The following is a 24,464-nucleotide window of genomic DNA, read 5'->3' on the forward strand; positions in this document are numbered from 1 at the left end:
GCAAGACTAACTTCCACCCCCAGTTTCTAATGTAGAACAAAACAGACTAAAGGTGGAAGTTAGTTTTTCATTTAAGGTATTTTTTTTCTTTTATTAAACATTCAGGTTGTGTTCCTTTAGCAGAACTGTTATAATTGTTATATGGGTGTTGCCATAACGGTAGGCGGTTAGTCCTTCAACAGAGGGACTGTGACCCTCTGATTACATAGAAACCCGTAAGGGAATTCAGTGGAAAGGAGGGCTAAGCCAATGAGTATTGTTGACCTTATAGCAGTTGTAAGCTTCGGCTTAACCTGCTTTACAATAGGATACACATTGGGTAAAGATGTAAATAATACACAAAAATAGCCGCCCTGTCTGTAAACTAAGCGGCAATTTTTGCTAACCAGTATATGGGCTAACCGTCTATCGGCAACACTCTTTTTCTATACTTATATTAACATTCTGTTGTCTTAATGTCAATTATCTATATTCGAATTTATTTCACCACGCGAACCTTTGAAACACCCTCAATAGCCTTCAGTGCATCCAGTGCCTCTGCAGAAGCCGCACTCTCCAGATCAATCAGAGTATACGCATACTCTCCTTTACTCTTGTTTGTCATATCTGCAATGTTCAGGCCCTCAGCACCAAGAATCTTGGTCAGCTGGCTGATCATGTTAGGAATGTTCTTATGTGTAATGGCAATACGTCCAACCGCTACGCAGGTACCCATGTCACAGTTCGGGAAATTTACGGAATTTTTGATATTACCATTCTCAAGGAAATCACGAACCTCCTTCACAGCCATAACTGCACAGTTCTCCTCAGATTCCTCTGTGGAGGCTCCAAGATGAGGAGTTACCAGAATACCCTCGTGACCTGCAACTGTATGGTTGGCAAAGTCTGTTACATACTTTTTCACCTTGCCGCTGTTCAGCGCCTCAATCAGCGCATCCTCGTCAACCAGAAGGTCACGGGCAAAGTTCAGAAGTACAACACCGTCTTTCATCTTCTCGAAAGCTTCTTTGTTGATCATCTTCTCTGTGGAATCCAGAAGCGGTACATGTACAGTAATATAATCACACTTGCTGTAAATCTCATCTAGGCTCTTGCTGTGCTTAATAGTACGGGAAAGGTTCCATGCTGCATCGATGGAAATGTATGGATCATATCCATAAACCTCCATACCAAGGGAAGCTGCTGCATTTGCCACCATGCTTCCGATAGCACCAAGACCGATGATACCAAGCTTTTTGCCCATGATCTCACAGCCTGCAAACTGCTTCTTCTGCTTCTCAGCAAGCTTATCAATATCTTCCTGGTCTTTTTCTCTCTGTACCCACTCAATACCTCCCACAATGTCACGGGAAGCAAGAAGCATACCGGCAAGAACCAGCTCCTTTACACCATTTGCATTGGCTCCAGGAGTATTAAATACAACGATACCTTTCTCTGCACACTCTTTCACCGGAATGTTATTGACTCCGGCACCGGCACGTGCGATCACAGCAACGCTCTCCGGCAGCTCCATGTCATGCATCTTGGCACTTCTTACAAGAACCGCCTGGCAGTCATCCAGAGTATCTGCTTTTTTATAATTATCATCAAAAATGTCCAGGCCCTTCTGGGCAATAGGATTCAGGCAATGATACTGAAACATCAGGCATTTTCCTCCTCAAACTTTTTCATGAATGCAACCAGCGCTTCCACGCCAGCCTTTGGCATTGCATTGTAAATGCTTGCTCTCATACCGCCAACAGTTCTGTGGCCCTTCAGGTTCACAAGACCTGCCTTGGCAGCCTCAGCAACGAATTTCGCATCCATCTCTTTATCTCCTGTTACAAAAGGAACATTCATAAGAGAACGGTCCTTCGGAACAACTGTGCCATGGAAAAGCTTGCTGGAATCAAGGAAATCGTAAAGGATCTTGGCTTTCTCCTCGTTGCGTTTCTTCATCTCTTCCAGACCGCCCATTTTCTTCAGCCATTTGAAAACTTTACCGCATACGTAGATGCAATATGCATTCGGTGTATTATAAAGGGAACCAGCATCTGCATGTGTCTTATAGGTAAGCATGGTAGGTGTTCCCGGAAGAACATCCTCTGTGATCAGATCCTCGCGGATAATGGCGATTACCATACCTGCAGGTCCGATGTTCTTCTGAACGCCGCCATAGATAATACCATATTTGCTTACATCAACCGGCTCGGAAAGGAAACAGGAGGATACATCTGCCACAAGTGTTTTGCCCTTTGTATTTGGAAGCTCTTTGAACTTGGTTCCATAAATGGTGTTGTTCTCACAGATATAAACATAGTCTGCATCCGGGCTGATCGGAAGATCGCTGCAATCCGGAATGTAGGAGAAGGTCTTATCCTCGGAAGAAGCAATCTTGTTCGCTTTTCCGTATTTCTGTGCTTCCTGATATGCTTTCTTTGCCCACTGACCGGTTACAATGTAGTCAGCCACCTTATTTTTCATAAGGTTCATTGGGATCATGGCAAACTGCTGGGAAGCGCCGCCCTGAAGGAAAAGTACCTTATAGTTGTCCGGAATATTCATCAGCTCACGAAGGTCCTTCTCAGCTGTGTCAATGATTTCCTGGAATGCAGCACTTCTGTGGCTCATTTCCATAACGGACATGCCGGTACCATTGTAATCCATCATTTCATCTGCGACTTCTTTCAACACCTCTTCCGGAAGGACCGCCGGTCCTGCGGAAAAATTGTACACTCTGCTCATTTCTTCACATCCTCCTCATCAAATACCTCGTCTAAACTTGCTCCTGCAGGAACCATAGGATATACGCTTAAATCCTGGTCGATCCAGCAATCGAGAACTACCGGACCCTCTGATGAAAGCGCCATCTTAAGTGCAGGCTCTACTTCTTCCATCTTCGTAACGCGGATTGCTTTTGCTCCCATTGCTTCAGAAACTTTCACGAAGTCCACACCATCATTTAAGATGGTCTGAGAATATCTTTGTTCATAGAACAGAGTCTGCCACTGGCGTACCATTCCCAGAACATGATTATTCAGAATGATCTGGACAAGAGGTTTGCCGCAGCGAACTGCCGTGGCGATCTCGTTCATGTTCATACGGAAACAGCCGTCTCCTGCTATATTTACCACGGTTTTGTCCGGGCAGCCCATCTTTGCTCCGATTGCTGCGCCAAGGCCGTAACCCATGGTACCAAGCCCTCCTGATGTCAGGAAGGTTCTCGGCTCCTTAAATTTGAAATACTGGGCCGCCCACATCTGGTGCTGTCCTACATCTGTGGAAATGATTGCATCTCCACCAGTCAGTTCATAAAGCTTCTGGATCACGTAGGGTCCGGTAAGCTGGGAATGATCGTAATTCAACGGATACTTAGCTTTCATATCCTGAATATGCTGTACCCATTCATCATGGCGCTTCTCCGGGATTTTCACAAGGAGAAGCTTCAGCACTTCCTTCAGATCTCCGATCACGGAAGCATCAACTGCAATATTCTTGTTGATCTCCGCTGCATCTACATCAATCTGCAGGATCTTTGCCTTCGGTGCGAAGGTCTTTGTATCTCCTGTCACACGGTCGCTGAAGCGTGCACCAAGAGTGATCAGAAGGTCACACTCGCACATTGCGTAGTTGGAAGTTTTGGTTCCATGCATTCCAACCGGACCTGTGTAAAGCTCATCCTCTCCGGAAAAAGCCCCTTTTCCCATAAGGCTGTCGCAGACCGGAGCCTGGATCTTGTGGGCAAGTGCACGGACTTCTTCAGATGCATCTGCGATCACAGCACCGCCGCCAACAAAAATAAATGGCTTTTTCGCTGCTGCGATCATCTGGGCTGCTGTATCCACATCCTTCGGACGGATGGTGTCAACCTTCGGCTCTACGGCTGTGATGGTGTGACGGATATATTCACATTTTGCTGCGGTTACGTCCTTTGGCACATCTACGAGTACCGGACCAGGACGACCGCTTTTGGCGATGATAAAAGCTTTGCGGATGGTGTCTGCAAGCTTTGTTACATCTTTGACAATATAGCTGTGTTTTGTCACAGGCATTACAATGCCTGCGATATCAACTTCCTGGAAGGAATCTTTTCCAAGAAGGGCAGTTCCAACATTACAGGTAATTGCTACCACAGGAACAGAGTCCATACACGCGGTGGCAATTCCGGTTACCAGGTTGGTTGCACCTGGGCCGGAAGTTGCCAGACACACTCCGACCTTTCCTGTCGCACGGGCGTAACCGTCTGCCGCGTGGGAAGCTCCCTGCTCATGGGAAGTAAGTACATGTTTGATTTTATCACTGTATCGGTAAAGGGCGTCATAAACGTTCAGAATAGCTCCGCCTGGATATCCGAAAACGGTATCCACGCTTTGCTCCAGCAAACATTCTATGATGATCTCCGCTCCTGTAAGCTGCAATTTCATTTCCTCCTGGTATATTATACTGTAAAAATCTCGGACATTTGCTATGAAAGAACCATACTTTCATGAACCATAATTCCATTCACATGTCCGGATAAGAATCTTATTATTTTGCTTTCGGAACCTCAAGGATCGCACCGCGGTTTCCGGAAGTAACCATTGCTGCATATCTTGCCAGATATCCGGTTGTAACCTTCGGCTCTCTCGGCTGCCATTTTGCTTTTCTTGCTGCAAGCTCTTCATCAGAAACCTTCAGTTCCAGCTTCAGTTCCGGAATATTGATGCTGATGATATCCCCTTCCTCAACAAGGGCGATGGGACCGCCTACTGCTGCCTCTGGTGAAACATGTCCGATGGAAGCGCCTCTGGATGCACCACTGAAACGTCCATCTGTAATAAGGGCTACAGAAGAACCAAGTCCCATACCTGCGATTGCAGAGGTAGGATTCAGCATTTCTCTCATTCCAGGACCACCCTTCGGTCCTTCATAACGGATGACAACAACGTCACCTTCTACGATCTTGCCGCCTTTGATTGCTGCGATTGCGTCTTCCTCGCAGTCAAAAACTCTTGCAGGTCCTTCATGAACCATCATCTCCGCAACAACTGCAGAACGTTTTACAACGCTTCCGTCTGGTGCAAGGTTGCCCTGAAGTACAGCAAGTCCTCCTGTGGTGCTGTATGGATTGTCGATCGGGCGGATTACTTCCGGGTTCAGGTTTACACAGTCCTTGATATTCTCGCCTACTGTTTTTCCGGTTACAGTCATGCACTCTGTGTGAAGGAGTCCCTTCTTATTCAGCTCGTTCATAACTGCGTATACGCCGCCTGCTTCGTTCAGGTCTTCCATGTAAGTCGGGCCTGCCGGTGCAAGGTGGCAAATGTTCGGAGTCTTTGCACTGATTTCATTTGCAAAGCTGATATCGAAATCCCAGCCAATCTCATGTGCGATTGCCGGAAGATGAAGCATACTGTTTGTGGAACAGCCAAGAGCCATATCTACAGTAAGGGCATTGAGAAGTGCCTCTTTTGTCATAATATCTCTTGGACGGATGTTGCGGCGGTACATTTCCATAACCTGCATTCCTGCATGCTTTGCAAGACGGATACGCTCAGAATATACAGCCGGGATGGTTCCGTTTCCTTTCAGTCCCATACCAAGAACCTCAGTAAGGCAGTTCATACTGTTTGCAGTGTACATACCGGAACAGGAACCGCAGGTCGGACATGTTTTGTTCTCACACTCAGTCAGGCCTTCCTCTGTAAGCTTGCCTGCTGCGTAAGCACCAACAGCCTCAAACATGCTGGAAAGACTTGTCTTGTGTCCGTTTAAGTGACCAGCCAGCATCGGGCCTCCGCTTACGAATACGGTAGGAACGTTGATTCTGGCTGCTGCCATCAAAAGTCCCGGTACGTTCTTGTCACAGTTCGGGATCATAACAAGAGCGTCAAACTGGTGAGCCAGTGCCATGGCCTCTGTGGAATCTGCGATCAGGTCTCTTGTTACAAGAGAATATTTCATACCGATATGTCCCATTGCAATACCGTCACAGACAGCGATTGCAGGGAACATGACCGGAGTTCCTCCAGCCATTGCCACGCCAAGCTTTACAGCCTGTGCGATTTTATCCAGGTTCATGTGGCCTGGTACAATCTCATTGTAGGAACAAACGATTCCTACTAATGGGCGCTCCATTTCTTCTTTTGTCATTCCAAGGGCATTGAACAGGGAACGGTGAGGTGCCTGCTGTGTGCCTGTTTTTACTGCGTCACTTCTCATAACTTGTATCTCCTTTTTGCTTCATAGCCGGAAAAAATGATCCATTTGCTTTTTTGTTTATTTCGAATTCTAAATTTCCTTAGCGATCAGGTCACCCATCTCTTTCGTTCCAACCAGAGTGCATCCCTCAGACATAATGTCACCAGTACGGTATCCGGCAGTCAGAACCTTCTGTACAGCAGCCTCAACTGCATTTGCTTCCTCATCCAGATCCAGGGAAAAACGAAGCATCATGGCTGCGGAAAGGATGGTTGCGATCGGGTTGGCCTTATTCTGTCCTGCAATATCAGGTGCGGAGCCATGGCTTGGCTCGTAAAGACCAAATCTGGTCTCGTTCAGGCTGGCAGAGGAAAGCATTCCGATAGAACCGGTAACCATACTTGCCTCATCAGAAAGAATATCACCGAACATATTCTCAGTGAGAATAACATCGAACTGCTTCGGATCTCTCACCAGCTGCATTGCACAGTTGTCAACCAGCATATGCTCAAGAGTAACTTCCGGGTAATCCTTCGCTACTTCTTCTACTACTTTTCTCCAAAGTCTGGAGGAATCCAGAACATTTGCCTTGTCAACGCTTGTTACTTTTTTGCGGCGTTTCATGGCAATGTCAAATGCCTTGATGGCAATTCTGCGAATCTCATTTTCGTTGTAGGAAAGGGTATCGATGGCTTTCTTTACGCCGTTCTCTTCTACTGTTTTTCTCTCGCCAAAATAAAGACCGCCTGTAAGCTCTCGTACGATGATCATGTCAAATCCGTCTCCAATGATCTCATCGCGAAGAGGGCATGCTGCACGAAGTTCGTTGTATAAATATGCAGGGCGAAGGTTTGCAAAAAGATTCAGTGCCTTACGAATGGCAAGAAGTCCTGCCTCCGGGCGTTTGGATGGCTCCAGCTTATACCATGGGGATGTCTTGGCATCTCCACCGATAGAGCCCATAAGAACTGCATCAGAAGCTTTCGCTGTAGCGATTGCCTCGTCTGTAAGCGGTACTCCATGTACATCAATGGAAGCTCCGCCTAAAAGTACTTCAGAATAAGAAAAAGTATGTCCATATTTCTCACATACTTTGTCCAGAACTTTTTTTGCTTCTGCAACGATTTCCGGACCGATTCCGTCTCCGGGGATCAGTGAAATGTTGTAATTCATAATAATTTCCTCTCCTTCGTTTCTGAATGCCAGCGGAAAATCACCTCTCGCCTGACACCAATGGATAATTGTTATTATAATAACGCACTTTCTTTAATATTTCAACATGTTAAAGTAAAAAACTGTCAAAAAACTGCCTTTTTTCCCATTCTCAAAAAACATTCACGGAAGAAAAAAGGCCCCATCCCTTTATGGAATGAAGCCTGTTCTTAGTTTCTGTCATATTCGGATGAATCTGATTATGCAGAAGCCTGCTCTGCTTTCTCAACTTCGGCAATTGCCTGTTTCCTCATAGGGATACGGCAGTTCTTATTGTTACCGAACTCTACGATCACGTCTTCTTCTGTCATGTCGATGATGACACCGTAGAAGCCGCTTGTAGTTACAATACTGTCACCTACAGCCATATCGCTGAGCATCGCCTGTACTCTCTTCTGCTCTTTCTTCTGAGGTCTGATCATCAGAAAATACATAATACCGAAAAGTACAACCAGCCATACGATGGTAAATCCCATACTCATTCCGCTTGATGCGTCCATTTGCTATTCCTCCTGTATCTTACTATCACGCCCTGTCTTTTTCACCAGCGCATTATAGTATATAATACACAAAATAATTTGATTCTTCAAGTATTTTTCCGATTTTTTATATTAATTTCATTTACTATATCTGCTGTTAATTTTTCCCTCTTCAAAACCAGCCAGTCGCATTTCTTTATATTCTGCAAAATTGCCCTGATCCAGTGCATCCCTGATTTCCTCCATCAGGTGATTGTAGAAGTAAAGATTGTGAAGCACGCAAAGGCGCATTCCCAACATTTCTTTCGCTTTCAGAAGGTGGCGGATATAGGCTCTGCTGTAATGCTGACAGGCAGGACACTGACATCCCTCTTCGATTGGGGACGGATCCAATTCATATTTCGCATTAAACAGATTCAGCTTGCCGCGATTGGTGTAAACATGTCCATGACGTCCGTTACGGCTTGGATATACACAGTCAAAGAAGTCGATTCCTCTTGCGACTCCTTCCAGAATATTAGCAGGAGTACCTACTCCCATCAGATAGGTAGGTTTGTTCTGCGGAAGGTGAGGCACGACTTCGTCCAGAATATGATACATCTGCTCATGAGTTTCCCCAACTGCAAGACCGCCAACTGCGTAGCCGTCCAGATCCAGTTTGGAAATGGTATCTGCATGCGCAATACGGATATCTGCATAGATAGCTCCCTGATTGATTCCGAAAAGCAGCTGCTCTTTATTCACTGTATCCGGCAGTCCGTTCAGTCTGGACATCTCTGCCTTGCAGCGCTCCAGCCATCTGGTAGTGCGGTCTACAGAAGCCTGTACATATTCTCTGCTTGCCACGCTGCTTGGACATTCGTCAAATGCCATGGCAATGGTGGAACCCAGATTAGACTGGATCTGCATACTCTCCTCTGGTCCCATAAAAATCTTATGACCGTCAATATGGGACTGGAAATAGACCCCCTCTTCCTTGATCTTACGAAGTCCTGCCAGGGAAAACACCTGAAAGCCGCCGGAATCAGTGAGAATCGGTCTGTCCCAGACCATAAATTTGTGAAGTCCGCCAAATTCCTTGATCAGCTTGTCTCCTGTTCTTACATGGAGATGATAGGTATTGGAAAGCTCAACCTGGGTTCCGATATCCTTCAGATCCATGGTGGATACTGCACCCTTGATGGCTCCAACAGTTCCCACGTTCATAAACACAGGTGTCTGGATAGTTCCATGTACTGTCTCAAACTGGGCACGCTTGGCACGGCCTTCTGTTTTCATAAGTGTATATTTTGCCATATGTGAATCCTTTCTTTTTTAAGTCTTTATCTTCAAAAAAATTTCTGTTTCTGCTGCCCTGCAAAGACATTTTTCTTTTTACACTTACAAAAGAGTGTAAAACCACGGCAGAAAACTTCATATATTATAGCCCGAAATAACCGAAAATTCAACACTTGTGCGAAGAATCCTTGTTAAACTTTTACATTGTCATTTAAGCCGGGGTATCGTATAATATTACGGAATATTTGCATTTGAATTTTTCACATATAAATAAGAAGATTTAAGGTTACTGTTCACTGGTAACATTCCGCGAGGTGTTTTTTGTGAACAAAGTTCACAGAAAACCCGAGAGTTGCGGCGCGAAATCATGCAAAGCATGATTTCTGTGCATCGCGAAGCGTGTTACTGTAAACGGAGTGAACAGTAACGATTTAAGCACATATGCAACAGATGAGGAGGCATATTCTTTACATGAGCAACAAATACACATTAGGAATTGACATTGGTTCCACCACTGTCAAAATTGCAATACTTGATGAAAACGACACCCTGCTTTTCGCAGATTACCAGCGTCATTTCGCCAACATCCAGGAAACACTGGCAGAGCTTCTGACGAAAGCTTATGGCAAACTTGGAGAGCTTACCCTTCATCCGGTGATCACAGGCTCCGGTGGACTTACACTCGCCAACCACCTTGGCGTTCCTTTTGTACAGGAGGTAATTGCGGTATCCACTTCTCTTCAGAAGATTGCGCCCCAGACTGATGTTGCCATCGAGCTTGGCGGTGAGGATGCCAAGATCATCTACTTCGAAGGCGGCAATATTGAACAGCGTATGAATGGTATCTGCGCAGGCGGTACCGGTTCTTTCATCGATCAGATGGCATCCCTGCTTCAGACAGATGCCACCGGGCTGAACGAATACGCGAAGAATTACAAAGCGCTTTACCCCATCGCAGCCCGCTGCGGTGTATTTGCCAAGACTGACATCCAGCCTCTGATCAATGATGGTGCCACCAAGGAAGATCTTTCCGCTTCCATTTTCCAGGCAGTTGTAAACCAGACCATTTCCGGTCTTGCCTGCGGCAAGCCGATCCGCGGTCATGTTGCATTTCTCGGCGGTCCCCTTCACTTTCTGGATCAGCTGAAGGCTGCCTTTATCCGTACCCTGAAGCTGGATGACGAGCACGCTATCACACCTGAGAATTCCCATCTTTTCGCAGCTATGGGTTCTGCTATGAATGCGAAGGATGAGGTAACCGTTTCCCTTACAGATATGACAAACCGCCTGAAGAACTCCATCAAACTGGATTTCGAGGTGGAACGTATGGAGCCTCTTTTTGCTACGGAGGAAGACTATGAGGCATTTAACAAGCGTCAAAGTGCCTATCAGGTAAAGAAGGGTGACCTTTCCCAGTATCACGGCAACTGCTATCTGGGTATTGATGCAGGTTCCACCACCACCAAGACTGCTCTTGTAGGTGAGGACGGGACCCTGCTTTACTCCTTCTACAGCAATAATAACGGAAGCCCGCTTAAGACAGCCATCCGTTCCATCCAGGAGATCTACAGCATTCTTCCAGAGGATGCCCGCATTGCATTTTCCTGTTCCACAGGTTACGGCGAGGCGCTGATGAAGGCCGCGCTGCTGCTGGATGAGGGGGAAGTTGAGACCGTTTCCCACTACTATGCGGCAGCTTTCTTTGACCCGGAGGTTGACTGTATTGTAGATATTGGTGGACAGGATATGAAATGTATCAAGATCCGTAATCAGACTGTAGACAGTGTGCAGCTGAACGAGGCATGTTCCTCTGGCTGTGGTTCCTTTATCGAAACCTTTGCCAAGTCTCTGAATTACTCCGTACAGGATTTTGCCAAGGCTGCCCTGTTTGCAGAGCACCCCATTGACCTTGGAACAAGATGTACTGTATTTATGAACTCCAAGGTAAAGCAGGCCCAGAAGGAAGGTGCATCCGTAGCTGATATTTCCGCAGGTCTTGCATACTCTGTTATCAAGAATGCGCTTTACAAGGTTATCAAGGTTTCCGATGCCAAAGAGCTGGGACGTCATATTGTGGTACAGGGTGGAACCTTCTACAACGACGGTGTTCTTCGAAGCTTTGAGCGCATTGCAGGCTGTGAAGCTATTCGTCCTGACATTGCCGGTATTATGGGGGCTTTCGGTGCTGCCCTCATTGCCAAGGAGCGCTACCACGCAGAAGGCCGTGAAACCACCATGCTTTCCATTGACAAGATCAACGAGCTGAAATATACCACCTCCATGGCCAACTGCCACGGATGTACCAATAACTGTCGTCTTACCATCAACAAATTCACTGGCGGGCGTCAGTTCGTAAGCGGTAACCGCTGTGAGCGCGGTATTGGTAAGGAGAAGAATAAGGATCATATCCCCAACCTTTACGAATACAAGTACAAACGGCTTTTCTCCTATCCTCCTCTTTCACCGGATAAGGCTACCCGGGGAAAAGTTGGTATTCCGCGAGTTTTAAATATGTTTGAGAATTATCCTTTCTGGTATACCTTCTTTACTGAGCTGAAATATCAGGTAGTGCTTTCTCCTACCTCCACCAGAAAGATTTATGAACTGGGCATTGAATCCATTCCAAGTGAATCCGAGTGCTATCCGGCCAAGCTTGCCCACGGACATGTGACCTGGCTGATCAAAAATGGTGTGAAATTCATTTTCTACCCGTGTATCCCTTACGAGCGAAATGAATTCCCGGATGCAGTCAACCACTACAACTGCCCTATCGTTACCTCTTATGCAGAGAATATTAAGAACAATGTGGACGAGCTTCACGATCCGTCCATTACCTTTATGAATCCGTTCCTGGCCCTGACCTCTGAAGAGATCGTTACAAAGAGACTGACTGAGATTTTCCCGGATATCCCGGAATCTGAGGTGAAGGAAGCCGCTCACAAGGCATGGGAGGAAATGGCTGCCGTACATAAGGACATTGAGAAAAAGGGTGAGGAGACGCTTCAGTATCTGAAGGAGACAGGCCGCCGGGGCATCGTTCTGGCTGGTCGTCCTTACCATATTGACCCTGAGATTCATCACGGTATCCCGGATCTGATCAACAGCTATGGAGTTGCAGTTCTCACTGAGGATTCCGTTTCCCATCTCGTACCTGTTGAGCGCCCGATCCGTGTCAATGACCAGTGGATGTACCATTCCAGACTGTATGCAGCAGCAAACTTTGTGAAAACCCATGATGATCTGGATCTGATTCAGCTGAACTCCTTTGGCTGCGGACTTGACGCCGTCACCACTGATGAGGTTTATGAAATTCTGGATGGCAGCGGCAAGATTTATACCTGCCTGAAAATTGATGAGGTTAACAACCTTGGTGCCGCAAGGATCCGTGTCAGATCCCTTCTTGCAGCCCTCCGTGCAAAGGATGCACAGAAAAGGGAGCGCACCATTAAACCGTCCTCTATTGAAAAGGTTGCGTTTACCAAGGAGATGCGCAAGGATTACACTATCCTCTGCCCGCAGATGTCACCGGTGCATTTCTCCTTACTTGAGGCTGCTTTTAATGCAAACGGCTATCATCTGGAGGTGCTTCCAAATGACAACAAGCATGCAGTTGACGTAGGTCTGAAATATGTAAATAATGATGCCTGCTATCCTTCCCTGATCGTTGTGGGACAGATTATGGACGCTCTTTTATCAGGCAAATACGACCTGAACAAGACTGCAGTTATCATGTCCCAGACAGGCGGTGGATGCCGTGCATCCAACTATATTGCTTTTATCCGCCGTGCCCTTAAGAAAGCGGGAATGGAACAGGTTCCGGTTATCTCCCTTAACCTTAGCGGTCTGGAGAGCAACCCTGGATTTAAGCTTACTCTTCCGCTGGTGAAGGCTGTTGTGTATGCCGCTGTGTTTGGTGATATTTTTATGAAATGTATTTACCGCATGCGCCCATATGAACTGGAGAAGGGCATTGTAAACCGCAAGCACAAGATCTGGGAAAAACGTGTGATTGCATTTCTTACCGGCAGCTCATTAAGCCACAGCCAGTTTAAGAAAATGTGCCGGGAATTGGTTCACGATTTCGATACCATCCCGATCAGTGATGAGAAGAAGCCTCGTGTTGGTATTGTAGGTGAGATCCTGGTTAAATTCCTTCCGGCTGCAAACAATCACCTTGCAGAGCTTCTGGAAGCGGAAGGAGCTGAGCCTGTGGTACCGGATCTGATCGACTTTATGTCCTACTGCTTCTACAATCAGAATTTCAAGGTCGACAATCTTGGATTTAAGAAATCCAAGGCATTCTTTGGAAATATAGGTATTAAGGCAATCGACTGGGTTCGTAAGACTGCAAATGAGGCACTTGCGGAAAGCCGTCATTTCCATCCTACTGCAGATATCCGTGATCTGGCGAAGATGGCACGCCCCATTGTTTCTGAGGGTAACCAGACTGGCGAGGGATGGTTCCTGACCGGTGAAATGATGGAGCTGATCCATGATGATGTTCCGAATATTGTTTGTATCCAGCCGTTCGGCTGCCTGCCGAACCACATCGTTGGCAAAGGTGTTATCAAAGAAATCCGCCGTCAGTATCCGAAGGCGAATATTGCAGCCATCGACTACGACCCGGGTGCAAGCGAGGTAAACCAGCTGAACCGAATTAAATTAATGCTTTCTACTGCACAGAAGAATTTGAAGGCAGAAGAGGCGAAAAATAACAACTAGCCTCGGTTCGTATTCCGAAAAAATACAACACGAAAGCCCTCAGAGTTGCCGCTCTGAGGGCTTTCGTGTTGCATACATTGAACATATCGCTTCTTTCTTGCCGAATGGCATTATAACCTATGCATATCTAAAAGTCAATATATTATAATTTTAATAGCATATTTAAAAACCATGTTCTAAAACGGCAGTTTCCCTGCAATTTTCTTCAGGTAGGCACCGCCTGGCATCATGGCAAACTGCTCATCAGATGGCTTGCTCACTGCCAGATATACAATAAAATAGGCAACCATTCCAAGAACCACTGCGATTCCAAGGCTGATAAAATTGGAATGGATCAGCTTATAAATTCCATAATAGGAAAATCCAGCCACTACAGCCATAGGCACAGATGCCAGAAGTGGATTCAGATAAGCACTTCTCCATGGATTTTTGTACTGCATATACTGTTTCATCGCCTGCTCGTTCAACAGACACATAACAACCGCATAAATAATCATAGCCACTACAATGGCATATACGCCAAGGTCAGTTGCAAACAGCAGAATTGCCATGGCGATCACATCCACCACCAGGGCAATTGCCGCATTGATCATGGGGATATTGGGCTTTCCGATTCCCTGTAGCACACCATTGGAAATATTGGAATTTCCATTGAGGATGATGGTAATGACACCAAGCATCATCAGCTGAGCTGCTGCCCCCTCCGTCCGTGGGAACAGAAGCCTTGTGATCGGGCCGGCAAGAACTGCAAGTCCAACTGCACATGGAATGGAAATAAACATACTGATCCAGGTTGCGCGGTCGATCTTATCTCTGGCACTGTCCATGTCCCTCTTGGCATACTGGGCAGAAACCTCCGGAATCATGGATGTAGGTGCTGTACTTGCAAGCGTAAGGGGAATATTGATCAGGGTCATATAATAGCCATATTCCGCGTAGAGACTTGTAATGGTATCATGGTCAATTCCCTTAAAGCCCTGAATGCCGGAATACATATAACTGTTAATAAAGCCGTTTACATTGTAAATAAAAGAGCTGAGGATGATCGGCATTACGATGAGAACGATATTCTTCATAACCTCACCGGTGGCCTCATCACGGGAATGAGTATCCCTTGCCAGTCTCTTTTTGATATTCTTTCGATTTACCCAGTATACAAAAAGCATGAAAAGCAATGCTGATGCAACTCCTGCACCGGTTCCCATAGTAGCTCCGGCAGCCCCCCAGGCATTTCGTACAGATTCTTCCGCACTACTGAATTTATTCAGCATGACAGTAGACATCAGGATTGCAAAAACCGCTACAAAACACTGTTCCACAATCTGGGACAATGAGGTAGGGAGCATGTTTCGATATGCCTGAAAATAACCTCGGAAGGTACCAAGAATTCCTGACAGGAAAATGGTTGGTGCCAGCATTTTCAGTGCAAGTCTGGCTCCGGACATGGATTCCGGCACCAGAATGGACGAACCGAAAAGACAAAAAAGTGCTACTACGCCTCCCATTATGATTACATATAACAGCGCACAGTGAAATACCTTCTGGGCGTCTCTGTAACGTTTAAAAGCCAGCTTTTCTGCCATAATCTTGGATACTGCCTGCGGAATGCTGAAAGAAGCGATCATCAGCAGGATAAAGTAAACATTCTGGGCATAATTGAAAAGACCCATACTGTTATTTCCAAGAGTATTGGAAAGCGGACTTTTATAGAGCATTCCGATGATCTTGGAGATCAATGCCGCGATCATCAGGAATGAAGCATTTTTTACAAGTGTGTTATCGTTCTTTTTCCCCATTTCTTATTGTTCCTTTTTGATATTTTCAATCTGCCAGTCAATGGGGGCAAGCCCGTTTTTCTCCAGAAATTCATTGGTCTGGCTGAAATGCCTGCATCCGAAAAATCCTCTTGACGCAGACAGCGGGCTTGGATGTGCAGCTGTGAGTACCAGCTGCTTCGGATTGTTCAGCATTGCTTTTTTCATCTGGGCAGGTCTTCCCCAGAGAAGATATACGATCGGGCGGTCCTGATCATTCAGGGTCTGGATAACCGCATCGGTAAACTGTTCCCAGCCGATTCCTCTGTGTGAAAACGCCTGGTGGGCGCGGACAGTCAGTACTGTGTTCAGAAGAAATACGCCTTGTTTTGCCCATTTTTCCAGGCAGCCGTTGTCAGGAATATAGCAGCCCAGGTCGCTGTGGAGTTCTTTATAAATGTTTACCAGAGACGGGGGAATGTCTATATCTTCTCTTACAGAGAAGCAAAGGCCGTTGGCCTGTCCATCGTTATGATAGGGATCCTGACCCAGAATAACTACTTTTACATCGTTTAACGGGGTGTATTCGAAAGCATTAAACATATCCTGGGGCGGTGGGAATACTTTCGTGGTGCGGTATTCTTCCATTATTGTTTTATATAGTTTGGCATAATATGGCTGATGAAATTCATTCTTCAGCGCGGCCTGCCAGTCTCCTGTTATCTGGCCCATTTTAATTGTCACCTCATCTTTTGTATTTTGCTATTTAGTGTGTTGAAAGTTGTTCAAGGCGGACGCACTCGGACAATGGTGATTGCTCACTCGCCGGCGCAACGCTCCAGCGAACTAACTGCTAACTGCGACTAAATCGTTCAGGAAAGCCTTCACGATTAAGTCTCCGTAAGCAGTGGATTTCGCCTACGCTAAAACCGCGCCTGAAATGGCTCGCTGGAGCAATCACCATTGCCCGAATGCTGTGTACTGGCTAGGACTTATTTGTACATAGGAACTTTCAACAGATGGGGAGGGTGAGTGACTGGCTTCCATATACTATATCGGAAACGAAAGTTTATGGAAATCTTGCCGGAAATTAGCGGCTTTTACAATTTCTATGAAGTATTTGCACATTTTTAGGGCTGTTTTGCAAACAAAGAACTTGACATATTATTATATGTGTCTTCGATACCTCATCCATCATTGCCAAGAAAGTATCAGAAAACCAATCACTCCCCCTCTTCCTCGTTAAAAGTTCCTAAATAGAATCAGTCCCAGCCGACACACAGCATTTGGGCAATGTGTATTACTCCAGCGAGCCATTTCAGGCGCGTTCTTAGCGCAGATGAAATCCAGCGCTTACGGAGACTTATGCGTGAGGGCTCTCCCGAACGCATTAGTCGCAGTTAGCGATTAGTTCATCGAAGCGTTGCGCCGGCGAGTGAGTAATACACATTGTCCAAATGCGTCCCTCCTGAAAACTTTTCACCCTCCCAACACACTAAATAGCAATTTTAATATTCTATCGTCTTACCGGAACACCTTTTTCAGCCAGGTAATCCTTCACCTGAGAAATTTCCAGTTCTTTATAGTGGAACAGGGAAGCTGCCAGAACTGCATCGGCACCGCCGTCGGTAAGGCCTTCGTAGAAGTGTTCCAGGGTACCGGCACCACCGGAAGCGATGACCGGGATGGATACGGCATCAGATACTGCGTGGGTTAATGGGATGTCGTAGCCAGCCTTGGTACCATCACAGTCCATGCTGGTAAGGAGGATTTCTCCTGCACCAAGGGCTTCTGCTTTCTTCGCCCACTCAATGGCATCAATGCCTGTATCCAAACGACCGCCATGCTTATAGATGTTCCAGCCGCCGTCAGGACGACGCTTAGCGTCAATGGCAACTACTACACACTGGCTGCCGAATTTATCTGCTGCCTCACGGATTAATTCCGGACGGTCAATGGCTGCGGAGTTTACAGAAATCTTGTCTGCACCTTCGCGGAGCAGCTTCCGGAAATCATCTACAGTACGGATCCCGCCGCCAACTGTAAATGGAATGAATACGTTGGCTGCAACTTTTCGCACCATATCTACTACTGTGTCACGCTGTTCACAGGAGGCTGTAATGTCAAGAAATACCACTTCATCTGCTCCTGCTGCGTCGTATGCTTTCGCAATTTCCACAGGATCTCCTGCATCCTTCAGGTCTACGAAATTAACACCTTTCACTACTCGTCCATTATTTACATCCAGACAGGGAATAATTCGCTTTGTAAACATAATTATGCCTCCTTCCCAAGCTTCGCAAAATTCTCCAGTATTTTCAGACCGTACTTGCTGCTCTTCTCCGGGTGGAACTGGCAGGCAAATATGTTGTCCTTTTCAACGGAGGCATGAATAGTTACGCCATACTGCGCAGTCGCCTTCACGATTTCAGGTTCTTTTGCCTGAAGGTAGTAGGAATGAACAAAGTAGACGTAAGTCTCTTCCGGAATTCCTTTAAACAGGCGGCCATCATTCTGAAGGTGAAGAGAATTCCATCCCATGTGAGGAATTTTAAGTCCAGGAGCCGGGGGAATCTTCACGATCTTACCTTTCAAAATTCCAAGTCCCTCCACTCCCGGAGTTTCGTCACTGGATTCGAAAAGGAGCTGCAGACCCAGACAGATTCCAAGGAATGGAGTTCCTTTCTCTGTAAGCTCCCGGATCACAGGAACAAGTCCGAATTTATTCAGATTATTCATGGCATCTCCAAAGCTTCCAACACCTGGAAGGATTACTTTATCCGCACTCAGTAATACCTGAGGATCTCTGGAAACTACAGTTTCCTCTCCAAGGTAATGAAGGGCTTTTTCCACACTTTTTATATTGCCTGCATCATAATCGATTATTGCTATCATTCGGGCTCCTCCTGTTGTCTGTTTTTCGTCAATACTGCGTCTATTGTGTGCAGCATTTTCTGCCATCATATAAATGCTTTTAATCAGCAAATACTGCCTTCCCAAAGCACAATATTGCTGAACATACACTTTCATATTCTTACAGTATAACGCAAAAACAGGCGGTTGCAAAGAGCTAATTCCATGCTGCCGCCTGTTTTGTTAGTTTGTATTGTCTTTCCCGATCAGCACTGCTTTTTTTATGAAAAATTACAATTATCTTCTCTTTCAAGCACCAGATTTCCAGCCTGAAGATTGACTATTTTTACTTTATTTCCGATCCAGGGTAAACCAGAATTCCACCCCGTTATCAAAGTTCTGAACACCGTACTGCTGATTCATACCTTCCATAATAGCCTTTACAATAGAAAGTCCGATTCCGCTTCCGCCATACTCTCTGGTACGTGCTTTGTCTACCTTGTAGAACTTGTTCCACAAATTCGGGAGATCGGCTTCCGGGATTGGGGTTCCGGTATTAAATACCGTTACTTTCACTCTGTCTTCCTGTTTCTGGACTTTGATCTCCACGATTTTTTCTCCATCCAGATGATGCAGGGCATTGCTTACATAATTCGTCACAACTTCTTCTGTCTTAAACTCATCTGCCCAGACATAAAGAGGCTCTGTCTCATTAAAAATCACCCGGGCTTCTTTCTGCCTGATCATGATATCCATGGTGGAAAGAACGCCTTTGATCAATGCAGTCAGGTCAAAACGCTCCATAACAGCTGCGTCTTTTCCGGATTCCAGCTGATTCAGCGTAAGAAGATTCTTTACCAGCTTATTCATCTTGGCAGCTTCATCAATAATGACGTCACAGTAAAAATCCATGCTTTCCGGATCATCATTAATGTTCTCCTTCAGACCTTCTGCATACCCCTGCACAAGAGCAATGGGTGTCTTCAGCTCATGGGAAACATTATCCAGAAACTCTTTTCGCATTTCATCGATTTTCACCTTATTCTCAATATCCTTCTGCAGCTCATTGTTTGCAGATTTCAGCTCGGAAATGGTATGCTCCAGCTGACTGGACATCTTGTTAAAATTATCTCCCAGCACATCAATTTCATTGCCGGCCTTGCTTTTATATCTGGCTTCAAAATCAAGATCTGTCATCTTACGGGAAAGCTCCGTCAGCTCGGAAATAGGTCTGGTCAGCTTTCTGGTTACTGCCATAATACACATTCCACTTATAACAATAATGACAATTCCTACAAAGAAATAAAACTTATTGGAAATATTTGCGCTTTCCTGGATACTTTCCAGAGGGCTTCGGATCAGGAAATAATTGCCATTGTCAAATTTCCCCCAGCACTCTACATAATCCATGCCCACGAAACGGTCATATACCTGCTGAACCACACAGTTATCCGTCTGTTTCAGAATTGTGCCTTTTCCGTTATCCATGTCAAGATCACTGGCATAACCAAAAAACAGCTTGCTTCTCAGCTGATCTTCATTCTCCGGCCAGCACAGATATTTCGTATTATCCTCATTGACAACCACCCAGGTCAGATTATTCCTGGAGCTTTCCTGAATGATCTCAGAAGACAATTCTTCCTGCTCGCTTTCCACATCGTCCTCTGTCATAGAATCCGTGTTGATCTGACTCAGCACTTCCCTTGCTTCCAGAAGAGTTTCCGTCTTTTTTGACACATAATATTTTTCCAGAAATGCTCCGTTGATCATGGAAATCGTGAGAATGGAAAGGAATAAAAGACCTATAAATGTAAACGTGATCTGGTGCTTTATGGAGCGGATTTTCTTTGGCTTCTTTGATTTCTTCATCACTCTACCTCAAACTTGTAACCCATTCCCCATACGGTCTTGATGTACTCACCTTTATCCCCCATTTTACTTCTTAATTTCTTCACATGTGTGTCAATGGTTCTGGCATCTCCGAAATAATCATAATTCCAAACAGAATTAAGGATTTTTTCCCTGGAAAGAGCAATTCCCTGATTTTCCAAAAAGTAAGTAAGAAGCTCAAATTCCTTAAAGCTAAGATCCATAGGCTTGTCATCGACTGTTGCAAGATGGGCAGCCTTATCGATCACAATTCCCCCTGCGCTGAGCACATCTTCCGCTCCGGTCTGTCCGGTACGGCGAAGGATAGCTTCTACTCTGGCTACCAGGATCTTCGGGCTGAATGGCTTGGAAATATACTCATCCACACCCAGGTCAAAACCAAGAAGCTCATCACGCTCATCTCCTCTTGCTGTCAGCATAATGATCGGCACTTTGGAATTCTTGCGCACCTCACGGCATACTTCCCAGCCGTCCATCTTTGGCATCATTACATCCAGGATGATCAGGGCAATATCTTTTTCTTTATAAAAGATATCCATGGCTTCCTCTCCATCTCCTGCTTCCAGCACCTGAAAATTCTTCTTTGTTAAAAAGTCTTTTACAAGCTTTCTCATTCGGCTTTCATCATCCACTACAAGGATTTTTAATGTATCCATATCTTGTCCTCCCTTTTTGGTCAACCTCATTTATCGCATGGTTTTTATACCTTTTTGTACGATTCACCTGTATCTTAACACAGGGGTATGATGATTTTGTGAACGCCAGCACATTTTCTGACAGATGACTTTTTTTCTGTTTTGTGCTATGCTAGAGCGTGTTTGAAAAAGGCTTTCTGCAAGATGTGCGTCACAATTTGTGGGAGATTTCGCTCGGATGAGGGCGCCGTAGCGGGCTACGGCGCCCGAATTCGGGTGAAATCTCCCGCAAAGTGGGGCGTGCAGATTGCGGGAATGATTTTTCAAACACGCTCTAAGTACAGTGTAAAATATAAATCAATTTTTGAAAAGAGGGAATTCACATGCGTCAGGAAAGTTTTAAAATGGAGCGTCCGGGACTGGTGAAACCGGGAGATAAGATTCAGATCACGGAATATCAGTCCTACATGAACTACAGCTATATCATTGAGCCTGCTGTAGCCATGTCCGGCTGCTATCCGAACTCACAGAGAATCAAGGCAAAGGAAGGAACCATTGTCAGTGTGGAAAAGGCACCGCTTAGTGGGTATGTGGTGATTGCGGAATTTGAGGAATAGCTACATTTAGTCAGGGACTCCCCAAAGGGGGCCCTGACTGATTTTCACTTTTTCTGAAATTTCTCAATCACACACTCCACACTCATGCGTCTTTGTTTACATCATATTTATTTAAATATTCTCTGTAAGAAAAATCCCCGACTACTTTTCAGTAGCCGGAGCACCTTGACAATTCACATATGATTGATTTGATTCGTTTGCACGACGTTCGATCTCAGCTTTGACAGTTTCGTTCCATGGCGCCAGAAGTTCTAATTCATCATCACTCATCCAATCATCAGGCAGTTTTTCCAGCAGATAGGTAAGATAGTGATAGACGTTTACTCCATTGGCTTTTGCCATTTCTACCATTGTGTACACAATAGCGCTGGCCTGGGCTCCGTTTGGTGTGTCACAGAACAGCCAGTTTTTACGGTTATGTGCTTAAGAACATAACCGTAATTATGTGCCGAACTTAGTTATGTGCTCTTAACATATTTCAAGAAAAATGTCATAGTTAAAAGAAACTGTCGAAGAGCTGCATAAACAGTATTCACAGACTCAAGACACATGCTCACCTGTTGAAGAAGGTACTGATAATTCCAAATCGACCGAAGACACTGATAACCAAAAATAACCGTCATTACGATCGTTGTCACCTCCTTTCTCTCTTGGTTCGTTGTCAGTTGCAAACATCATTGACTTGTCTGCCATCTGCTGATTTGTATAACCAAATCTGGCTTGTTCCGCTTCTAAATTTCTAAACATCTCATTTCCTCCTTTCGCTTATTTGCGTTTTGCAAACTGAAATTATACTATAATTTCTATTTGCAAATTTATCAATACTTTTCTTTTCATTTTGCAAACTTTTCTGTTGACAGTTTTTTCAATATGCAACTATAATCGAATTATCAGGAGGTTCCAATTATGGGTGACAATTTTAATGACAATTTAAAAGAAGCTCGCTTAAGATCTGGATTATCCCAGAAAGAAGTGGCAGAAAATATTGGCGTAGCAAAATCTACATATTCACTATATGAGAGTGGAAATAGAGAACCAAACGTAAATACAATAAAGAAAATTGCTGATTGCTTAAATGTTTCTGCTGATACTCTCCTCGGACTTAATGACGAACTTACCACTCTTGCCGCTCATTTTGATGGCAAAGAATACACCGAAGACGAATTGAATGAAATTCGCCAGTTTGCTGAATTTGTGAAAAGCAAAAGGAAATAATCGGCATATCTGCCAGAATGTACATTGACAATATAATATATTTACCCAGGGAACTGTTGGGGTGTTATGTCAGCCGCCGGACACTTTTGTGAAAGGAGGCTGGTGCTGATGGTTACATACAGTGATTTATTTACTTTTGTAATTATGTTTTGTGCAGTCATAACTCTTGTTATTACTTTTTCGCATAAAAAATAGCGCCCCTGCTCTGGTAAAGTAAGGCGCTATTTTTAGCTGATGCTTTATCCGGCGGTCAGGTGTGCACTGACCAACGGTTCTCTTGTTAAATATATTATATGTCACTCCGAAATATTTGTCAATTTTCTTTTTGTGGAAGCAACTGTACAGATTTTTGTACACGTATTGAGATATACTAAAGCGGGAGGTGTTTACATGAGCACATATGAGAAATTACAAGACCAGACCTGCGCGGACGGTATAGACGTAATGGACTATGAATTTAATAGTCCAAACATAAAAGGCTTATATTGTAACAGCACTGTAGCAATCAATAATTCCATTTGAAGGAATGGTTATACCATTCCGTTTTCATGATTTCCGACATTACTCTGCTTCGATCATGCACGCAATTGGTATCCCGGATCAGTACATTATGGCAAGAGGTGGATGGAAAACAGATACCGTTCTAAAGGCTGTATACAGAAATGTGATCAACGATGAGCAAAAGAAATTTACAGATAAAATTAATTCGCATTTCACAACTATGCAACACGAAAAAGAAAAAACGCCGTAAATACGGCGTTTTCACTATGGACCTGGCGGGAATTGAACCCGCGTCCGAAAGTCTATCCCTTGCGGCATCTCCCATCACAGTCGCTGTATTAACATTCCCTCCACAGCACGCCCACCGACAGGCTTACTGCTTCAGTAGCTTCATGATACATCTACCGGGGCAAAGCTTACCCGGCAAGGTTTCTCACAAGGTCGACACCAGACTCCTGAAGTGTGAGTGCAACAGGACTGACGGGCAGCACTTAGGCTGCCATTACTAACTGATCGTCAGCGTTTATATTTAGAATTTCCCGTTATTACGCAGTTCGGGAGACTGCGGATGGCTTCCACAACTTCAAAACCCCCGTCGAAACCAGTACAAGCCCTAATCGTATATAATAGGTATTGCTGGTGCGCAGACGAAGTTTGTGTAATTGTGCTTTCGCTAAGATATTATTATATGCATTTTTTGCAAAGTTGTCAAGATGGTGTTTTACTATTTAATGTGTTGGTCGTTATTCCGGACGCGATTTCACAATGTATATTCACCGCCGCGCGTCGCAACGTTCCGGCAAGCTAATGACTAACTACGACTAAGACGCTCAGGAGAGCCTTCGCGCCTAAGTCTCCGTAAGTCATGGATCTCGCCTCCACTAAAACCGCTCCTGAAATGCGCGGCTTGCGAATATACATTGCAAAATCGCTGGCTGCTGGAAAGGGAAGAAAGAAACAGTAACGACAACAGCGGGGGTGGGGTGAAGTAGTTGGTATCCCGCAACTTTATTGTTTTTTGCCAATCTATCGTTTCCAAGAAAGTGTAGGGAAGCCAGTCACTCCCCCTCCCCCTTCGTTAAAAGTTCTTACTAACCAGCAAGTCCCAGCCAGTACACAGCATTTGGGCAGTGTGTATTACTCCAGCGA

General features: G+C 45.2%; 20 protein-coding genes, 1 other RNA gene and 1 pseudogene. 5 read left to right on the forward strand and 17 right to left on the reverse strand.

The genetic code is table 11. The features are described 5' to 3' along the window. Positions 1–478: 478 nt before the first annotated feature. The 7 genes from AB5642_RS11100 to tgt form a co-directional block, all read right to left on the reverse strand. Positions 479–1,642: a phosphoglycerate dehydrogenase gene (locus tag AB5642_RS11100; protein WP_173719450.1), complete on the reverse strand. Its 1,164-nt coding sequence runs from the start codon at positions 1,640–1,642 to the stop codon at positions 479–481. Then, positions 1,642–2,724 (reverse strand): 3-phosphoserine/phosphohydroxythreonine transaminase, encoded by a 1,083-nt coding sequence (gene serC, locus AB5642_RS11105; RefSeq protein WP_148461832.1) that lies wholly within the window; start codon positions 2,722–2,724, stop codon positions 1,642–1,644. Before serC ends, AB5642_RS11100 begins: the two co-directional genes overlap by 1 nt. Continuing rightward, the gene (ilvB, locus tag AB5642_RS11110; protein WP_148461833.1) at positions 2,721–4,403 is read right to left on the reverse strand and encodes a biosynthetic-type acetolactate synthase large subunit; all 1,683 of its coding nucleotides are present in this window, start codon (positions 4,401–4,403) and stop codon (positions 2,721–2,723) included. Before ilvB ends, serC begins: the two co-directional genes overlap by 4 nt. 103 nt (positions 4,404–4,506) lie before the next feature. Then, positions 4,507–6,180: a dihydroxy-acid dehydratase gene (gene ilvD, locus AB5642_RS11115; protein WP_173717453.1), complete on the reverse strand. Its 1,674-nt coding sequence runs from the start codon at positions 6,178–6,180 to the stop codon at positions 4,507–4,509. A gap of 69 nt (positions 6,181–6,249) precedes the next feature. After that, complete coding sequence (leuB, locus tag AB5642_RS11120; RefSeq protein WP_173717454.1) at positions 6,250–7,332, reverse strand: 3-isopropylmalate dehydrogenase; 1,083 nt, start codon at positions 7,330–7,332, stop codon at positions 6,250–6,252. 239 nt (positions 7,333–7,571) lie between these two features. After that, positions 7,572–7,871 carry a preprotein translocase subunit YajC gene (gene yajC, locus AB5642_RS11125; protein ID WP_118584184.1) on the reverse strand — a complete coding sequence of 100 codons (300 nt, stop codon included), beginning with the start codon at positions 7,869–7,871 and terminating at the stop codon, positions 7,572–7,574. A gap of 117 nt (positions 7,872–7,988) precedes the next feature. Beyond that, positions 7,989–9,146 (reverse strand): tRNA guanosine(34) transglycosylase Tgt, encoded by a 1,158-nt coding sequence (gene tgt, locus AB5642_RS11130; RefSeq protein ID WP_173717455.1) that lies wholly within the window; start codon positions 9,144–9,146, stop codon positions 7,989–7,991. Positions 9,147–9,599: 453 nt separating this feature from the next. On the opposite strand from tgt, the gene AB5642_RS11135 reads away from it, so the two are divergent. Further along, the gene (locus AB5642_RS11135) at positions 9,600–13,850 is read left to right on the forward strand and encodes an acyl-CoA dehydratase activase-related protein (RefSeq protein WP_368371618.1); all 4,251 of its coding nucleotides are present in this window, start codon (positions 9,600–9,602) and stop codon (positions 13,848–13,850) included. Between the two features lie 176 nt (positions 13,851–14,026). Here AB5642_RS11135 and AB5642_RS11140 read toward each other — a convergent pair whose 3' ends face one another. The 7 genes from AB5642_RS11140 to AB5642_RS11170 form a co-directional block, all read right to left on the reverse strand. Beyond that, positions 14,027–15,646 carry an oligosaccharide flippase family protein gene (locus tag AB5642_RS11140; RefSeq protein ID WP_368371619.1) on the reverse strand — a complete coding sequence of 540 codons (1,620 nt, stop codon included), beginning with the start codon at positions 15,644–15,646 and terminating at the stop codon, positions 14,027–14,029. Positions 15,647–15,649: 3 nt separating this feature from the next. After that, positions 15,650–16,336, reverse strand: a complete 687-nt coding sequence (gene ung, locus AB5642_RS11145) for a uracil-DNA glycosylase (protein WP_118584187.1) — start codon at positions 16,334–16,336, stop codon at positions 15,650–15,652. Between the two features lie 784 nt (positions 16,337–17,120). Continuing rightward, entirely contained in the window at positions 17,121–17,879 is a 759-nt protein-coding gene (gene hisF, locus AB5642_RS11150) for an imidazole glycerol phosphate synthase subunit HisF (protein WP_148461840.1), read from the reverse strand. A 2-nt stretch (positions 17,880–17,881) separates the two neighbouring features. Beyond that, positions 17,882–18,499 (reverse strand): imidazole glycerol phosphate synthase subunit HisH, encoded by a 618-nt coding sequence (hisH, locus tag AB5642_RS11155; protein ID WP_118584280.1) that lies wholly within the window; start codon positions 18,497–18,499, stop codon positions 17,882–17,884. A 309-nt stretch (positions 18,500–18,808) separates the two neighbouring features. Then, on the reverse strand, positions 18,809–20,326 hold the full coding sequence (locus AB5642_RS11160; protein WP_295261166.1) for a cell wall metabolism sensor histidine kinase WalK: 1,518 nt from the start codon (positions 20,324–20,326) through the stop codon (positions 18,809–18,811). Then, complete coding sequence (locus tag AB5642_RS11165) at positions 20,326–21,003, reverse strand: response regulator transcription factor (protein WP_118584277.1); 678 nt, start codon at positions 21,001–21,003, stop codon at positions 20,326–20,328. The genes AB5642_RS11160 and AB5642_RS11165 overlap by 1 nt, the downstream gene beginning before the upstream one ends. Before the next feature lie 63 nt (positions 21,004–21,066). After that, a complete protein-coding gene (locus tag AB5642_RS11170) occupies positions 21,067–21,288 on the reverse strand; it encodes a DUF6783 domain-containing protein (RefSeq protein ID WP_319017836.1) in 222 nt (73 codons plus the stop codon). Here AB5642_RS11170 and AB5642_RS11175 point away from each other — a divergent pair. Both AB5642_RS11175 and AB5642_RS11180 read left to right on the forward strand, forming a co-directional pair. Next, positions 21,187–21,408, forward strand: a complete 222-nt coding sequence (locus AB5642_RS11175) for a DUF6783 domain-containing protein (protein WP_319017837.1) — start codon at positions 21,187–21,189, stop codon at positions 21,406–21,408. The genes AB5642_RS11170 and AB5642_RS11175 overlap by 102 nt on opposite strands. Further along, positions 21,366–21,599, forward strand: coding sequence for a hypothetical protein (locus AB5642_RS11180; RefSeq protein ID WP_118584275.1), 234 nt, complete (start codon positions 21,366–21,368; stop codon positions 21,597–21,599). The genes AB5642_RS11175 and AB5642_RS11180 overlap by 43 nt, the downstream gene beginning before the upstream one ends. Positions 21,600–21,740: 141 nt before the next feature. On the opposite strand, the pseudogene AB5642_RS11185 reads toward AB5642_RS11180, so the two are convergent. Together AB5642_RS11185 and AB5642_RS11190 are read right to left on the reverse strand one after the other, a co-directional pair. Beyond that, a pseudogene (locus AB5642_RS11185) lies at positions 21,741–22,013 on the reverse strand (transposase domain-containing protein); the annotation flags it as partial. A gap of 126 nt (positions 22,014–22,139) precedes the next feature. Then, positions 22,140–22,346, reverse strand: a complete 207-nt coding sequence (locus AB5642_RS11190; RefSeq protein ID WP_118584274.1) for a hypothetical protein — start codon at positions 22,344–22,346, stop codon at positions 22,140–22,142. 159 nt (positions 22,347–22,505) lie between these two features. On the opposite strand from AB5642_RS11190, the gene AB5642_RS11195 reads away from it, so the two are divergent. Together AB5642_RS11195 and AB5642_RS11200 are read left to right on the forward strand one after the other, a co-directional pair. Next, positions 22,506–22,814, forward strand: coding sequence for a helix-turn-helix domain-containing protein (locus AB5642_RS11195; protein ID WP_173717559.1), 309 nt, complete (start codon positions 22,506–22,508; stop codon positions 22,812–22,814). Positions 22,815–23,204: 390 nt separating this feature from the next. Next, positions 23,205–23,336, forward strand: coding sequence for a hypothetical protein (locus tag AB5642_RS11200; RefSeq protein WP_264293745.1), 132 nt, complete (start codon positions 23,205–23,207; stop codon positions 23,334–23,336). Positions 23,337–23,579: 243 nt separating this feature from the next. Here the strand turns inward: AB5642_RS11200 and ssrA are convergent. Beyond that, positions 23,580–23,929, reverse strand: a transfer-messenger RNA (tmRNA) gene (gene ssrA, locus AB5642_RS11205). Between the last annotated feature and the right edge of the window lie 535 nt (positions 23,930–24,464).

The organism is Ruminococcus sp. 1001136sp1_2201st1_G3_2201SCRN_220225, assembly GCF_040924365.1.
In the GTDB taxonomy this organism is placed as follows: domain Bacteria; phylum Bacillota; class Clostridia; order Lachnospirales; family Lachnospiraceae; genus Blautia_A; species Blautia_A faecis.

Coding starts and splice junctions, on each gene's coding strand:
- AB5642_RS11100 (WP_173719450.1), bottom strand. CDS start 1,642: ATGTTTCAGTATCATTGCCTGAATCCTATTGCCCAGAAGGGCCTGGAC.
- serC (WP_148461832.1), bottom strand. CDS start 2,724: ATGAGCAGAGTGTACAATTTTTCCGCAGGACCGGCGGTCCTTCCGGAA.
- ilvB (WP_148461833.1), bottom strand. CDS start 4,403: ATGAAATTGCAGCTTACAGGAGCGGAGATCATCATAGAATGTTTGCTG.
- ilvD (WP_173717453.1), bottom strand. CDS start 6,180: ATGAGAAGTGACGCAGTAAAAACAGGCACACAGCAGGCACCTCACCGT.
- leuB (WP_173717454.1), bottom strand. CDS start 7,332: ATGAATTACAACATTTCACTGATCCCCGGAGACGGAATCGGTCCGGAA.
- yajC (WP_118584184.1), bottom strand. CDS start 7,871: ATGGACGCATCAAGCGGAATGAGTATGGGATTTACCATCGTATGGCTG.
- tgt (WP_173717455.1), bottom strand. CDS start 9,146: ATGGCAAAATATACACTTATGAAAACAGAAGGCCGTGCCAAGCGTGCC.
- AB5642_RS11135 (WP_368371618.1), top strand. CDS start 9,600: ATGAGCAACAAATACACATTAGGAATTGACATTGGTTCCACCACTGTC.
- AB5642_RS11140 (WP_368371619.1), bottom strand. CDS start 15,646: ATGGGGAAAAAGAACGATAACACACTTGTAAAAAATGCTTCATTCCTG.
- ung (WP_118584187.1), bottom strand. CDS start 16,336: ATGGGCCAGATAACAGGAGACTGGCAGGCCGCGCTGAAGAATGAATTT.
- hisF (WP_148461840.1), bottom strand. CDS start 17,879: ATGTTTACAAAGCGAATTATTCCCTGTCTGGATGTAAATAATGGACGA.
- hisH (WP_118584280.1), bottom strand. CDS start 18,499: ATGATAGCAATAATCGATTATGATGCAGGCAATATAAAAAGTGTGGAA.
- AB5642_RS11160 (WP_295261166.1), bottom strand. CDS start 20,326: ATGAAGAAATCAAAGAAGCCAAAGAAAATCCGCTCCATAAAGCACCAG.
- AB5642_RS11165 (WP_118584277.1), bottom strand. CDS start 21,003: ATGGATACATTAAAAATCCTTGTAGTGGATGATGAAAGCCGAATGAGA.
- AB5642_RS11175 (WP_319017837.1), top strand. CDS start 21,187: ATGTGCGTCACAATTTGTGGGAGATTTCGCTCGGATGAGGGCGCCGTA.
- AB5642_RS11180 (WP_118584275.1), top strand. CDS start 21,366: ATGCGTCAGGAAAGTTTTAAAATGGAGCGTCCGGGACTGGTGAAACCG.
- AB5642_RS11190 (WP_118584274.1), bottom strand. CDS start 22,346: ATGTTTAGAAATTTAGAAGCGGAACAAGCCAGATTTGGTTATACAAAT.
- AB5642_RS11195 (WP_173717559.1), top strand. CDS start 22,506: ATGGGTGACAATTTTAATGACAATTTAAAAGAAGCTCGCTTAAGATCT.
- AB5642_RS11200 (WP_264293745.1), top strand. CDS start 23,205: ATGAGCACATATGAGAAATTACAAGACCAGACCTGCGCGGACGGTATA.